The organism is Georgenia deserti (genome assembly GCF_042680605.1).
Classification (GTDB): domain Bacteria; phylum Actinomycetota; class Actinomycetes; order Actinomycetales; family Actinomycetaceae; genus Allobogoriella; species Allobogoriella deserti.
Window position 1 is genome coordinate 88,166 of the sequence record NZ_JBHUEE010000002.1, and the last position, 14,063, is coordinate 102,228.

Sequence of the window (14,063 nt, forward strand, 5' to 3'; positions counted from 1 at the left end):
GGCAGCTCTCAGGCGTACCCGAACGAGACGAGGTCCTGGGCGTACATCGCTCGCAGCCGGGTGGTGAGTTCACCCGAGAGCTCGATGTCCCGGCTCGCCACCCCCTTGGTCTTGGTCGACTCGCGCACCCGGGGCACCCGGTTCGGAAGTCCCAGGTCGTACAGCTTGTTGAGGTCCTGCACCACGGCGTCCAGCCCGTCCTCGAGCCGGTAGACGTGTGAGCCGGGAAGCAGGAACTCGGACTGGGGCCGCAAGTGGTTGTCGAACGCGTACGGGTTGGCGCGGTACAGGCGCAGCGCGCGGTTCGACCATTCGTCCACGGACTGCACGTCGGTGGCCATCTCACGTGGCTTGCGCATGACGAACTCGGACCGGAACCGCGCCAGCGGCTCGCGGACCACCATGAAGATCGCGGTGAACCGGTCCAGACGCAGGGTCTCCCGTAGAGGCGCCGCGTGCATGTGCTGCGGCGAGCAGTGCCGATACCAGTTGTGCGAGTACTTGCCGGTCCTGCCCTCGCGGTAGGTCGTCTCCCAGCCTTCCGCGGCGAACAGGTTCTCGATCGCCGATCCGCCGGCCTTCGGCACGTGCACGAACAGGATGGCCTTCTCGCCCTTGCTGAAAACCGGCATGAGGTCGTGGATTCGCTTTCTCTCGGGAGTGGGACGACAGCCATGCATCCGTCGGCCCGCCGCCGGGGAGTCTAACCGGCGACAGGACCTGAGCGCTGGCGTGCGGCCGGGCGCCACCCGTTAGTGTGGCCCACGGTCGCAGGCGTAGGCGAGGACGGCAAGGAGTGGTCGGTGGAGTTCCGCGAGCTGACAGTGCCCGACGCGTGGGAGATCACGCCCCGACAGTTCGGCGACCCCCGCGGGGTCTTCCTCGAAGCGTTCAAGGAGGGGCCGTTCGCCGAGGCGGTCGGTCATCCGCTGGACCTGAAGCAGGCGAACTCCTCGGTCTCGGCCGCCGGCGTCGTCCGCGGCATCCACTTCGCCGACCTGCCGCCGTCCCAGGCCAAGTACGTCATGTGCCCGCGCGGGGCGGTGCTCGACGTCGTGGTCGACATCCGCGTCGGCTCGCCGACATTCGGCCGGTGGGACAGCGTGCTGCTGGACGACGTCGACCGACGCGCGATCTACGTCTCCGAGGGACTCGGACACGCCTTCTGCTCGCTCGAGGACGACTCGACGGTGGTCTACCTCTGCTCGGCCCCGTACGCGCCGGGGCGCGAGCACGGGATCAACCCGGCGTGCCGAACGGTCGGGATCACCTGGCCGGAGACGACCCGCGACGGCCGGCCGCTGGAGGTCCGACTCTCGGAGAAGGACGCCGCCGCTCCCGGCCTGAACGAGGCCCGGGATCAGGGCCTGCTGCCCTCGTACGATGAGGTCCAGCGGTTCTTGGCGGACAAGCGGGCCGCCCACTCCGCCTGAGCCGCAGCCTGCGCCCGCTCGCGGCCGCTGTCGGACGTCCTCCCCCGAGACCATCGTCGACCCCAAGCCCCGAAGGAGCATCCGTGAAGGTCCTGGTCACCGGCGGCGCCGGATTCATCGGCGCCAACTTCGTCCATCAGACCCACGAGTCGTATCCGGACGCGGACGTGACCGTCCTGGACAAGCTCACCTACGCCGGCAACACCGACTCCCTCTCCGGCCTCGACCGCGTCCGGCTGGTGCGCGGCGACATCGCCGACGCGGACGTGGTCGACCCGCTCGTCGCCGAGTCCGACGTCGTGGTCCACTTCGCCGCCGAGTCGCACAACGACAACTCGCTGAACGATCCCTCCCCCTTCGTCACGACGAACCTGGTCGGGACGTTCACCCTGCTCGAGGCGGTGCGCCGGCACGGGGTGCGCTATCACCACATCTCCACCGACGAGGTCTACGGCGACCTCGAGCTGGACGACCCGGCGAAGTTCACCGAGACCACGCCGTACAACCCGTCCTCGCCGTACTCCTCGACCAAGGCGGGCTCCGATCTGCTGGTGCGGGCGTGGGTGCGCTCGTTCGGCGTCGAGGCGACCATCTCGAACTGCTCGAACAACTACGGGCCGTACCAGCACATCGAGAAGTTCATTCCGCGGCAGATCACCAACCTCATCGACGGGATCCGCCCCAAGTTGTACGGGGCGGGGCTGAACGTGCGGGACTGGATCCACGTCCGGGACCACAACACCGCCGTCTGGCGCATCATCGAGCGCGGCACGATCGGCGAGACGTATCTCATCGGGGCCGACGGCGAGAAGAACAACAAGGAGGTCGTCGAACTCATCCTGGAGCTCATGGGCCACGACCCGGGCGACTACGACCACGTCGCCGACCGGCCCGGTCACGACATGCGCTACGCGATCGACAACACCCGACTACGCACGCAGCTCGGCTGGGAGCCGACGTTCTCGGACTTCCGCTCCGGGCTGGCGGACACCATCGAGTGGTACCGACGCCACGAGGACTGGTGGCGTCCGCGCAAGGCCGAGGTCGAGGCGAAGTACGCCAGGACCGGCCAGTAGCACCGTCGCCGCGGCTCCCCGGCTCGACCTCGCTCAGCCCTGCTCGAAACTCAACCGGCCGTCCTTGCCGACGGTGACGACGACCTTGGTGTCGACCGGACGGCCGGAGAAGCGTGCGAGCATCCGGTAGCGCCCCGGCCGGGCGCGCAGCCGGCCGCTCAGGACGGCCGGACCGCCCGGCTCGGCCGTGATGGTGGCGGGCTGCTCCTCGAGCGGCTGCAGCACCACCGAGCCGTCCAGCTCGCTCGTGCCGACGGCGGTGAGATCACCGAGGGGGATCTCGTAGCCGTCGGCGCCGAGCCGTCGATGGCGGCCGCGGGCCTGCGCGGCCCGGGTCCCGGCGGACCCGATGAGGCTGCGGGTGTGTTGGCCGAGGTCGACGGCGAGCATCCCGGACCCGGTCCGGTAGGCCACCCGAGTCTCGCCGTCGACGAGGGCGACGCGCGCCGGCCGGGAGGTGCGCAGCCCACGTTGGTTGAGCACGCCGAAGAGCTCGTTGCGGGCGCCGACGTCCCACACGCCGGCGCCCAGCGGGCGACCGAGCGCCGCGGTGGCCGGATCGAGCTCGGCGACAGCGCGCACCGTGACCTCGGCGGCGTCCCCGGGCTCTCCGGCGACCTCGACCTCGCACGTGGTGGGCAGCTGCCAGGTGACGCCGTCGGCCCGGGAGCGGACGGCAAGGGCCGAGGCGGCCTGGTGTACCTCGGCGGTGACGTCCTGCAGCTCCTCCGGCAGCGCCTCGTGCAGGTAGGTCGGTAGCGCCAGGCGGATGCCGCCGTCCTCGGTGCGCACCAGTGGTGGCGGTCCCCCGCCCCGCACGGTCCAGCGTGCCGTCGCCTCGATCCTGAGGGTGCCGTCCGCGTTCCACGAGGTGTCCTCGACGCTCGAGACGCCCGCCAGCTCGGCGTCCAGTGCGCACAGCTCGCCGAGGAGCTCCCACTCGCCGGCCCGGGCGAGGTGGGCGCGGGCGCGCAGCCGTACGGGTAGGTCGGCGTCGAGTCGCGGCGGGATGCGTTCGGCCAGGATCCGGCCCGCGATCTCCTCGGCGCTGCGGCGCCGGCGCGGCGGGGCGGCGAAGAACCCGGCACCCAGGTTCGGCATCATGCGGTGGCGGAACTGGTACCAGCGCATCTGCTCGTGCTGGCGAGCCAGGGCCTCCTCGTCCGGGTCGGCACCGAGGATCTCGTCGGTGCGGGCGAAGATCTGCTCGAGCCAGTACCAGAACTCCTCGAGATCCTCGCCGTAGCTGGAGGAGGCGGTCCGGCCGCCGCGCACCCAGTGGTAGAAGGGCGTCTCGGCAAGGATCGCGACCCGGGGGCGGTGGCCGCCGACGTCGATGTTGAAGAAGACGTCCTCCCACAGCACGCGGCGTCCCTCGGGGAAGCGGATGCCGTGCTCGAGCAGGAACCGACGGCGGTACAGCTTGTGCGGGTTCGTCGGCAGCAGCGGATGCCGCCCGTGGTCGCGGTCGGCCGCGGCGTCGGGGCGGTTGGCCGTGTACACCTCGAGCGCCCACTTGGCCTGGTCGGTGCGCGTCTCCTTACCGGCCAGGACGTCGGCGTCGTGCGCGCTCGCGTAGGCGTATCCAGCCGCCAGCGCCTCGGGGTAGAGCTCGTCGTCGTGGTCCATGAACAGCACGTACTCGCCCTGCGCGGCCTCAAGTCCGGCGTTGCGCGGGTGGCCGGGCCAGCCGGTGTGGTCGAGCTCGAGGAGCCGCGTGTACGCCCGGCGCGCCGCGACCTCACGCAGCCTCGCCACGTGGTCCTCGCCGGAGCCGTCGTCAGCGAGGATCAGCTCGTGGTCGCCGGCCGGGAGGGTCTGTGCGTCGAGCGAGTCCAGGACGCGGTCGAGGTGCTGCGGCCGGTAGGTCGGAACGACGACGCTGACCTTCACCGGTCCCTCACCGTTCCGTCCGGTGGGCCATGATCCGGTCCGCCACGACCATGTCGGTGGGCGTGGTGATCTTGATGTTCCAGTCCTCGCCGGGCTCGATCTTCACGCGGTGGCCGGTGTACTCGGCGACCAGGTCGGCGTCGTCGCTGACCCGGGAGTACCGGTCCTCGATGGCGCGGGTGTAGGCCTGCTCGAGCAGGTCGCGGCGGAAGACCTGCGGCGTCTGGCCGAGCCAGCTGTGACTGCGGTCCAGGGACCCGGTGACGTAACCGTCGTCGTCGACGAGCTTGAGCTGGACCACGGTCGGGGTGCCGAGCATGGCCGCACCGTAGGTGTTGCCGGCGGCGAGCGCCCGGTCGATGAGGTCGGCGTTGACGAACGGGCGGACGCCGTCGTGCACGAGGACGAGGTCGCCGGTGGTGGCCTCGAGGCCGAGCTTTGCGGAGATGAAGCGCTCGGCGCCGCCGTCCACGAGGGTGACCGGCAGCGCAGCCTGCGCCACCAGGATGTCGCTGTAGACCTCGCGGTTCTCGGCGCTGATGGTCACGATGATCTCGTCGATGGACGGGTGGACGAACTCCCGGACCGTCTTCTCCAGGATCGTCCGGCCGCCGATCGTCTCCAGCAGCTTGTTGCTCCCGAATCGCGTGCCCTTCCCGGCGCACGTGACGATCGCCGAGACCCGCTTGCCGTCGTACATCTCTACCTCCTCGTCTCCGGCGCATCACCGGAGGATGACCGACCATCGTGCCGCACCACCGCCCGCCGCGACCGCACGGCGGCGCGACGCGGTGCGGTCAGCGCCTGCTCTCCACGAACGCGCGGATACCGGCCAACTCCTCCTCGGCGGTCATGAGATAACCCTCCGGCCCGTCGAACAGCGACGCGTGCCTGGTGCGCATGTCCCGGGTGTATCCGAGCGTCTCGGGGGTCTCCACCACGTCGGCGTGCTGGGCCCAGATGTCCACACCGAACACCTCCTCGGCGACCGTTCCTGACTTCAGCGGCGGCGTGGCGATGTTGAGGGCGTCCAGCCCTGCCTCGAGGGCGAGGCTGGTGTCCGCCCAGACACGGCCGAGGTCGTAGTGCTGGAACTCCAGGTGGGGACGGATGTGCTCGACGCGGTAGTCGTTGAGCAGGTCGTAAACGATGCCCTTCTTGACGTTGGCGCCGTAGAGCTGGGGCAGGCGCAGGATGAGCGTGTCGAACCGCTCGGCCAGCGCGTGCTCCTGCCAGGCCCGGTTGGCACCGTAGGGCTGCAGGCCCTGCTCGGTGACCTTGGTGTCCTCGTCGGGGCTCGTCAGCGGCGGATACAGCGAGACGGTCGAGACCAGCACCAGTTTGCCGATCTCCACCCGGGAGAGCAGCTCGACGTAGTCCTCGATCTCGGCACGATCCTGCTCGCCGGCTCCGTGGTTGATCCGGTGCGAGTCGGCACGGTTGGCGGCGCTGACCACGAGGTCGTAGCGCTTGCCGGCGATGTCCGCGATGTTGCGCGTGTTGTAGGTGTCGTCGAAATCGTGCTGGAGCGCGAAGTTCGATCCGACGAAGCCGGTGTGGCCGATCAGGGCGCTGGTCATCGTTCTCCGTCCGTGGTGGTGCCTGGGCTGTCCGCGAGCTCGAACCGCGGCGTCCGGCCGGCCGCCCGCAGGGGGACGCGCAGCAGCAGCGGGCTCACCACGGTCCTGCCTTGGAAGCGGAAGGCGACATGGTAGGTGCCGGGAAGTGCGCGGACGAGACCCTCGATCCGGGCGCCGTCGGCGTCGCCGACGAGGCGCGCGGGCTTGGCTCCCAGGGCGCGGTGCAGGACAGGCCCGACCTTGGGAACGGTGTGCAGCCGACCGCTGAGCGCCACGCGGGCGGGCAACGAGCCGGCCGGGCTCAACGAGATGCTTCCGACCAGGGCGGTCCGGCCTGCCGTGCGCACCCCGGCCAGCGGGAGGTCGAACCGGTACAGGCCGCCGCGGCCCGCCGGGACGAACCGGGCGCCGTCGACCTGTGCGGTCGCGTCCGCGACGACGCTGCGGACCTTCTGCGCGAGGTCGAGGCTGAGGTGACCGGACTTGTTCGTGTAGGCGACGGCGCTGCGTCCCCGCAGCAGCGCCACCTGCGGTGGCGTGCGGGTGAGGACCGACTTGTGCAGGCTCGTGCCGAGCAGCACGTTCTTGGCGTGGAAGTCCCACAGCGGACCGGCCAGCGGCCGCCCTCCGGCGCCCGAGCGCAGGTCGACCGTGGCGGTGGCGCGGACGGTGACGGTGACGGCGTCGGCGCGTGCCGCGTTCCCGCCCGCGTCCTCGGAGTTGAGCGGCTCGACGACGATCTCGCTGTCGGTCGGCAGCTCCCAGGTGACCTTCTGCTTCCGGTCACGGACGGTGAGCAGTGACCGGGCCTTACGGATCTCGTCGGTGACGTCGAGGTAGGCCTCGGGAACGACGGCGGCGACGTCGTCGGGCACGGACCGGACCAGGCGGTCGCCGCGCCGGAGCAGCACCAGCGGCTTGTCGTCCGCGGTGGACCAGCGGGCGGTGGTGTGGATCGTCAGGGCCTCGCCGTCCCAGCTGACCTCGCTGGTGCGGCTGCGGCCGGCGAGCCCGTTCTCCTCGGCTCGGAGGCGCCGGGCGAGATCGATGCGTCCGTGGCGCAGCAGGTGTGCGCGCGGCCGCGTCAGCGGCGGCATCTGCGCGTCGACCTCGGGTGGGAGGTACCGCTCCTGGAGGGCGTGCAGGTGTCCGAGCGCCATATCGATCCAGTCCTCGCCCGGCTGAGCGAGCTCGCGCCAGAACCGTCCGACGATCCGGGTGTTGTACTGGTGGCGCATCATCGACCCGCGTGCCGCGGCGAACTCCTCGGCGGGCAGCTCGCGGTCGATGAAGTCGTAGAGCAGCCGGAGCTTCTGCCAGAACTCCTCGTCCCGCGGGCCGTAAGTGGCCGAGTTGTTCTGCTCCGTCTCGACCCACAGGTACACCGGGGTCTCGGACAGGATCGAGATGACCTGCGCGTGCTTGTAGGCGGAGATGTTGAAGTAGACGTCCTCCCAGAGCATCCGCCGCCCCTCGGGGAAACGGATGCGGTGGTCACGGAGGAACGCGGTGCGGTAGAACTTGTGCGGCATCATCGGGAAGAGCGCGCCCACGCCGCGGGTAGGCCGGGCGTTGTCGATGTTGCCGCTGTAGTTCCCGATCCCCCACCCGACGTCGGAGGTCTTGGACTCCTTGGGGCTGAGCACGTCGGCGTCGTTGGCCTTGGCGAAGTCGTACGAGGCGCGCAGCCCGTCCTCGAAGAGGGCGTCGTCGTGGTCCATGAACAGCACGTACTCGCCCTCGGCCATGTCGATGCCGACGTTGCGCGGCCGCGAGGGCCAGCCGGAGTTCTCGATCCGCTCGATGCGGACGTTGTCGTGGCTGTCCCGGATCGCCTGCAGCCGCTCCCAGGTGTCATCGGGTGAGCCGTCGTCGACGATGATCAGCTCGAACTCGTCCTGGGGCAGGGTCTGCTTCTCGATCGACCGGACCACCCGGTTGATGCCCTCGCCCGGACAGTAGGCAGGGACGACGACGGAGACCTTCTTCACGGCAGACCCTCGACTCAGGCGCCGCGACCGGACTCGTCCGGGCCGTGACCGGCCACCGCGTCCGATCCGTCAGCCGAGGCACCGGTGCGGCGGGCGTGCTCGAACACGGCGTCGTAGAGCTCGACGACGCGGCGCTGCTCGCGGCGCATCGCGTCCACCTCGCGGCGCAGCTCGCGCAGCTCGCGCTCGTAGACGACGATCCGCGGTCCGTGGTCCTCGTACTCCGAGTCCCACCGGCTGATGGTCTCGAGGTTGGTCATCGTGCGCGGAGCGATACGCCGCGCGAGACGGCCGATGGCGTCCTTCATGGATTGCCCCTTCGTGAGTTCGGTCGTGTCAGCGCCACACGAGAACGGTCTGCCTGGTGCGTCTGCCGTAGGGCGTGTCGACCCTGACCGCCCCGAGGGAGTGGAACGACAGGCCGAAGCGCCGTGTCTCGCTGTGCAGTGTCTTCAGGCGCAGGTGCCAGGTCTCGGGCACCTGCGAGTCGTACTGCGGGTGCGGGTCGGTGAAGAACGTGAAGAAGGCGAAGGTGCGCTCGTTCAGGATCGCCCGGAGGAACACGTAGATGGACTCGCGGCCGTTCTGCGGCACGTCGTGCAGCATCGATCCGGCGAAGACGTAGTGGTCCCGCCCCTCGTCCAGCAGGTCCAGGGCGAGAGCGAGCATGTCGTGGCGGTCGTTGGCGTTGAGGTAGCCGTACTCGACATTCTCCGGCCGGGTCTGCCGAGCGATCCGCAGCGCCTCGTGGCTGTAGTCGAACGCGCGCAGGCGGTGGCCGGCCGCCGCGATGCGCTCCGTCAGCCGGCCGTCGCCGCAGCCGAGCTCGATCACCTCGGCCCGTTCCGGCAGCCGGCGCAGGAACTCGGCCACCGAGTCGGCCTCGTCCTCGGACAGCTGCGAGCTCTCGCGTGCCGGGAGCTGTTCGTAGTACTTCTCCCACCAGACCCGCTGTCGGTTGTAGACGCCGAAGCGTGTCTCGAACAGCCGCAGTGTGCTCGGCGGGGTGACGAACTTGAACGACGGGTCGGGCACGAGCCAGTTCGGCCCGTAGGCGAAGGCGCACCAGTCTTCCGGCGAGGCCGGCGCGGGCAGTTCGCGCCCGCCCACCTCGAGCGTCGAGGTCGGCACCAAGGATTCGCGCGGCAGCTCGCCACGCAGTGCGAAGGGCTGGTTGTAGAGGCCGTCCTCGGTGTGGAACCCGGTGAAGACGTCGATGTAGTGGTCGGTGAACCCGTCCTCGTCGAAGTACGTCACCTGCAGGTGGGCCAGCGAGTGCCGCACCACGGTCAGCCCGTCCGCCTCGAGCCGGCGTTGCATCTCGTAGCTGGCGAGCGAGACGTCGGTCAGGGACGAGCGGTCACTGAGCCAGGCGAGGTCGATGTCGTCGTCGTGCGGCATCAGCTGCCCGTTGCGCAACGCGCCGAGGAGAGTGCCTCCGACGGCGTAGACCGGGTAGCCCCACTCCTGCAGCCGGGCAACCAACGCGGTCGCGTTGTCGAGCAACCTGTCCTGGACGGCGCCCGAGGTGTCGCTGTCCAAGGTGGGGCCGAGGCGATCCCACTTGTTGATCGAGAGCCACCGCCCGCGCTTGTCCGTCACGCTCACCCGGCCCGAGCCGGGGAATCGCACCTGCCCTGCGGCGATCTCCTCCCCGGTCGAGGAAGAGGTGATGGTCAGGTACGTGCGACCGTGCAGGTAGGGGCGCAGCGCACGCGGCCAGGCCACCGCGATCGCCGAGCCCAGATTCCACCGGACGGGTGTCGACCAGACTCGATGCCCGTCGAAGTTGACGTCGAGCGTTCCGGAGGGAACGTCCGTGCCCGGCAGGCGGACCATGAGCAGCCGCCTCGTGGCGAGAGGTGTGGGCACCGACCCTCCTTGCGACTCGGGGTGGGGCTGGACGGATCCTGCGAGTGTAGCCAGGGCTCCCTGGGCACATCCTGAGCACGCGCGGCGGCATAGTCTGCGGGCGCCGGCCCGGTCCGTCGGGCCGCACCTCGCGTCTGGTTCACTGTCCGGACAGGGCGTGTTCACCCTCCAGCCACCCGACGTTCCCGAGGAGCCCCGTGACCACCGTGCAGAACCTGGTCCTGCCGACGGACCACGAGCGCCTGCCGTTGTACGTCGACGCCGAGGGGCTGACCGTCCGCTCCCGTACGAGCGCCGCGATCGGAGCCGGCGGGCGCGCGAGCTTCGCCACATACTTCAACGCCTTCCCGGCTACGTACTGGGTGCAGTACACGGCGGTGCGCGAGATCACCCTGCGGCTGCACCTGACCGGGTCGGGGCGCGTGGTGGTCAGCCGCTCCGGCCGGGACGGCGACGCCTGGGCAGTCACGACGCGGGCGTTCACCGGCGGTGAGGTGACCGTGTCCCTCGCGCTGACCGGGTTCGAGTCCGGCGGATGGCTCTGGTTCGACGTCGAGGCGCACGGCGAGGTCGAGCTGCTGGCCGGCCGCTGGGAGGTGCCCGACGCGCAGGCGGACGGCAGGCCGACGGCCGCTGACCGCTCGGCGGGGACCACCATCGGGATCACCACCGTGAACAAGCCCGACTTCTGTGTCCGGACGTTGCAGGCCCTTGCGCAGGCGCCTGAGGTGCTGGACGTGGTCGACCGGATCTGCGTGATCGACCAGGGCGAGCGGAAGGTCGCGGCCGAGCCGGGGACCGCCGAGCTCACGCAGTCGCTGGGTGGGCGGCTGCGGTTGATCGACCAGGCGAACCTCGGAGGCTCGGGCGGGTTCTCCCGCGGGATGCTCGAGGCCCTCGAGGCCGGTTCCGCCTCGGCGCTCATCATGGACGACGACGTGGCCGTGGAGCCCGACTCGGTGCTGCGGGCGGTGCGCTTCGCGGCCGCCTGTCCGGCACCGACCGTCGTCGGCGGGCACATGCTCGACCTGCAGCATCCGACGGTGCTGCACTCCTGGTCCGAGGTGGTCGACCAGGCGACGTTCATGTGGGGGGCAGCCGACCGGTCCACGGAACGGCACGATCTGGCCGCCACGGGCCTCCGGCAGACACCGTGGATGCATCGCGTGGGCGTCGCCGACTACAACGGCTGGTGGATGTGCCTGCTCCCGGTCGAGGTCCTCGATCGGGTGGGACTGGCCGCCCCGTACTTCATCAAGTGGGACGACGCCGAGTTCGGCCTGCGCGCCGGCGAGGCCGGCTACCGGACCGTGTCGCTGCCCGGCGTGGCCCTGTGGCACGTCAGTTGGCTGGACAAGGACGACACGATCGACTGGCAGGCGTACTTCCACGAGCGCAACCGGCTCGTCACCGCCTTGTTGCACGCCACGCAGCCCCGTGGTGGCCACTTGCTGCGGGAGTACCGGCGCCTGCACCTGAAGCAACTGCTCTGCCTGCAGTATTACGCGGTGACGTTGCGGCACCGGGCGCTGCGGGACGTGCTGCGTGGCCCCGAGCACCTGCCGGAGACCCTCGCCACCGCGATCGGCGAGGCGCGCGCCCTGGCGCAACGGTTCCCCGAGACCCGTGTCCGTCCGTTCCCGGACGGCGTGGCGCCACCGCAGGAACACTCCCGCGAGCCGCGACCGGGACCGAAGGGACTGCGCCTGGCGTTGTTCACCCTGCAGGCGGTGACCCGCCACCTGAGCGTCCCGGTCCGGCACCGGCAGCCGCAACGCCTCCTGCCCAAGGGTGAGGCCACCTGGTGGCACGTGCCGTCCTACGACTCGGTACTGGTGGAGTCCGCGGACCGGTCCGGCGTGCTCTGGTACCGCCGTGACCGCCGCCGGTTCGCCCGGCTGTGGTGGGACAGTCTGCGGTTGACGTGGACGCTGGCGCGCCGGTGGCCGCAGCTGTCGGCCGCATACCGTCGCCGGTGGCCCGAGCTGACCTGCCCGCGGCGGTGGGCGGCCGCCTGCGGCCGCGGATCCGACGACCACGCCGTGTGACCAAATACCCAGTTCGAGGGGCCGCGACCGGGACCCGGCACGCTTGTAGACTCGACGCGCCTCAGCGGCGCGTCGAGCCCGCGCGCGGCGCCGCAGACGACGAATGAGGGAGCTCAGTGGGCGCAGTCAGCGCACAGACGGCCGGTGGTGAGGACCACGGTGACCTGCGAGCGCTCGCCGAGCGGCACGGACTCCGCCAGATCGGCGTGCGGCCCTCGATCGGCACGTATCTGAAGCAGCTGTGGCGCTTCCGCCAGTTCGCGCAGTACATGGCGACCTCACGCGCCTACGCGCAGAACCAGAACTCCTACCTCGGTCAGCTCTGGGCCATCATCACGCCGATCCTCAACGCCACGGTCTTCGTGGTGATCTTCGGCATCCTGCTCGATGCGAGCCGCGGCGTGGACAACGTCATCGCGTTCATCGTGATCGGCGTCTTCCTCTTCCGCTTCTTCGACCGCTCCGTCGTCGCCGGCGGCAAGTCGATCTCGGAGAAGCTCCAGATCGTGCGGTCGTTGCACTTCCCGCGCGCCGTCCTGCCGGTGGCAGCGGTCGTCACCGAGTTGACGACGTTGCTACCCGCCACGGCCGTGATGTGCGTCATCACGTATTTCTCCGGCTTCATGCCCGACTATCCCCCGGTGCATGTCACCTGGCAGTGGCTGCTGCTGCCGGTGCAGGTGGTCATCTTCGGCATGTTCAACCTGGGCTGCGCGTTCATCATGGCGCGGATCATCGCCCACGCACCGGACATCCTGAACGTCGTGCAGTTCCTGCTGCGGTTCGTCATGTACGGCTCCGGCGTGCTCTTCCCGATCGAGCGGCGCTTCGCGGAGAACGTGCCCGAATCCATGCACTGGCTCACCCCAGTCCTCGAGTACCAGCCGGTGGCCCTCGCCCTCGACCTGGGCCGGCAGGCGCTGACCGACGAGCCGACCATTCCGCTGGACTGGCACAAGTGGTTGCTCATGCTCGGCTGGGCCGTGCTGTTCCTGGTGGTGGGTTTCCTCTACTTCTGGCAGGGGGAGGAGACCTATGGCCGAGAGTGAGCTCGACTTCGAGTTCGACCCCGAAGACCTCCCGGAGCGCCACGACGTCGGCGACATCGGACCGCCGTCACTCATCGTCGACAACGTGCACGTCAAGTACCGGGTTTTCGGCGCCAAGCGCGCCGGCGCGGTGAGCAACGGGCACACCTCCCTGCTCAACCGGCTGCGCTGGCGCCTGCAGGGCAACGTCGGGCAGACCTCCGAGGTCCATGCGGTGCGCGGCGTCTCCTTCGTCGCCCACCACGGTGAATCCATCGGCATCGTGGGCACCAACGGCTCCGGCAAGTCGAGCCTGCTCCGCGCGGCCGCCGGGCTCATCCCCCCGGCGGAGGGAGCGGTCTACGTCGACAACGAGCCGTCGCTGCTCGGCGTCAACGCCGTGCTCATGCGCCAGCTCAGCGGCGAGCGCAACATCATGATCGGTGGTCTCGCGCTCGGGCTCAGCGCCAAGGAGGTACGCGAACGCTTCGACGAGATCGTCGACTTCGCGGATCTCGGTGACTTCGTCTACCTGCCGATGAAGACGTATTCCTCCGGCATGGCGGCACGGCTGCGATTCGCGATCTCGTCCGTGGCCACCCCGGACATCCTCATGATCGACGAAGCGCTCGCGACCGGCGACGCGGACTTCAAGCAACGCAGCAACGCCAAGATCGAGGAGATCCGCGAGCAGGCGGGCACGATCTTCCTGGTGAGCCACTCCCTGGAGACCGTCAAGCGGATGTGCACACGGGTACTCTGGATGGACCACGGGTTGCTCGTCCAGGACGGCGACCCCGAAGAGGTCACCGAGGCCTACCGCGAGCACGTGCGCAAGCAGCGGGAGGGCAAGAAGAACCGGCGCAAGGGCGGCGCCCGCCCGCGCGGTAACGGGCGCTCACGGAACGCCCGGCCGGACGGTCCGGACTCCGGCGGCGCGAGCAACGCCCGGTCTGACGGGGAGACCGGCGCCACGACGTCCTGAACGCTCCGCGCCTTGCCCGGCGCCGGGCCACCGAACCGTCAGATCGCACCGGACCGATCGATGTGACAGCCCTCGGACGGCGATATCGGTGCCGGCCCGCGGACCACCGGACGCCCATGTCGCACATTTCCTACTAATCTGATCGGGTATGCTCGTC

Annotated in this window: 12 protein-coding genes; 5 read left to right on the forward strand and 7 right to left on the reverse strand. The window is 69.9% G+C overall.

The features are described from left to right. Positions 1–8: 8 nt before the first annotated feature. On the reverse strand, positions 9–632 hold the full coding sequence (locus ACFSE6_RS04105; RefSeq protein ID WP_388002446.1) for a sulfotransferase family 2 domain-containing protein: 624 nt from the start codon (positions 630–632) through the stop codon (positions 9–11). Between the two features lie 171 nt (positions 633–803). Here ACFSE6_RS04105 and ACFSE6_RS04110 point away from each other — a divergent pair, with 171 nt between their 5' ends. Together ACFSE6_RS04110 and rfbB are read left to right on the forward strand one after the other, a co-directional pair. After that, positions 804–1,433, forward strand: a complete 630-nt coding sequence (locus ACFSE6_RS04110) for a dTDP-4-dehydrorhamnose 3,5-epimerase family protein (RefSeq protein ID WP_388002447.1) — start codon at positions 804–806, stop codon at positions 1,431–1,433. Positions 1,434–1,516: 83 nt separating this feature from the next. Further along, positions 1,517–2,509 (forward strand): dTDP-glucose 4,6-dehydratase, encoded by a 993-nt coding sequence (rfbB, locus tag ACFSE6_RS04115; protein WP_388002448.1) that lies wholly within the window; start codon positions 1,517–1,519, stop codon positions 2,507–2,509. Positions 2,510–2,542: 33 nt separating this feature from the next. Here rfbB and ACFSE6_RS04120 read toward each other — a convergent pair whose 3' ends face one another. The 6 genes from ACFSE6_RS04120 to ACFSE6_RS04145 form a co-directional block, all read right to left on the reverse strand. After that, positions 2,543–4,402, reverse strand: a complete 1,860-nt coding sequence (locus ACFSE6_RS04120) for a glycosyltransferase (RefSeq protein WP_388002450.1) — start codon at positions 4,400–4,402, stop codon at positions 2,543–2,545. Between the two features lie 7 nt (positions 4,403–4,409). Then, the gene (locus tag ACFSE6_RS04125) at positions 4,410–5,102 is read right to left on the reverse strand and encodes an IspD/TarI family cytidylyltransferase (RefSeq protein WP_388002452.1); all 693 of its coding nucleotides are present in this window, start codon (positions 5,100–5,102) and stop codon (positions 4,410–4,412) included. 97 nt (positions 5,103–5,199) lie between these two features. After that, positions 5,200–5,982, reverse strand: a complete 783-nt coding sequence (locus ACFSE6_RS04130; protein ID WP_388002454.1) for an NAD-dependent epimerase/dehydratase family protein — start codon at positions 5,980–5,982, stop codon at positions 5,200–5,202. Beyond that, positions 5,979–7,973: a glycosyltransferase family 2 protein gene (locus ACFSE6_RS04135; protein WP_388002456.1), complete on the reverse strand. Its 1,995-nt coding sequence runs from the start codon at positions 7,971–7,973 to the stop codon at positions 5,979–5,981. The genes ACFSE6_RS04130 and ACFSE6_RS04135 overlap by 4 nt, the downstream gene beginning before the upstream one ends. A 14-nt stretch (positions 7,974–7,987) precedes the next feature. Further along, positions 7,988–8,281 carry a hypothetical protein gene (locus ACFSE6_RS04140; RefSeq protein WP_388002458.1) on the reverse strand — a complete coding sequence of 98 codons (294 nt, stop codon included), beginning with the start codon at positions 8,279–8,281 and terminating at the stop codon, positions 7,988–7,990. A 28-nt stretch (positions 8,282–8,309) separates the two neighbouring features. Further along, positions 8,310–9,845, reverse strand: coding sequence for a methyltransferase domain-containing protein (locus ACFSE6_RS04145; protein WP_388002459.1), 1,536 nt, complete (start codon positions 9,843–9,845; stop codon positions 8,310–8,312). A gap of 197 nt (positions 9,846–10,042) precedes the next feature. Here ACFSE6_RS04145 and ACFSE6_RS04150 point away from each other — a divergent pair, with 197 nt between their 5' ends. From ACFSE6_RS04150 to ACFSE6_RS04160, 3 genes are all read left to right on the forward strand, one after another. Continuing rightward, on the forward strand, positions 10,043–11,893 hold the full coding sequence (locus ACFSE6_RS04150; RefSeq protein WP_388002461.1) for a glycosyltransferase: 1,851 nt from the start codon (positions 10,043–10,045) through the stop codon (positions 11,891–11,893). Between the two features lie 116 nt (positions 11,894–12,009). After that, positions 12,010–12,942, forward strand: a complete 933-nt coding sequence (locus ACFSE6_RS04155) for an ABC transporter permease (RefSeq protein WP_388002463.1) — start codon at positions 12,010–12,012, stop codon at positions 12,940–12,942. Further along, positions 12,929–13,906: an ABC transporter ATP-binding protein gene (locus ACFSE6_RS04160; RefSeq protein WP_388002465.1), complete on the forward strand. Its 978-nt coding sequence runs from the start codon at positions 12,929–12,931 to the stop codon at positions 13,904–13,906. The genes ACFSE6_RS04155 and ACFSE6_RS04160 overlap by 14 nt, the downstream gene beginning before the upstream one ends. Positions 13,907–14,063: the final 157 nt, after the last annotated feature.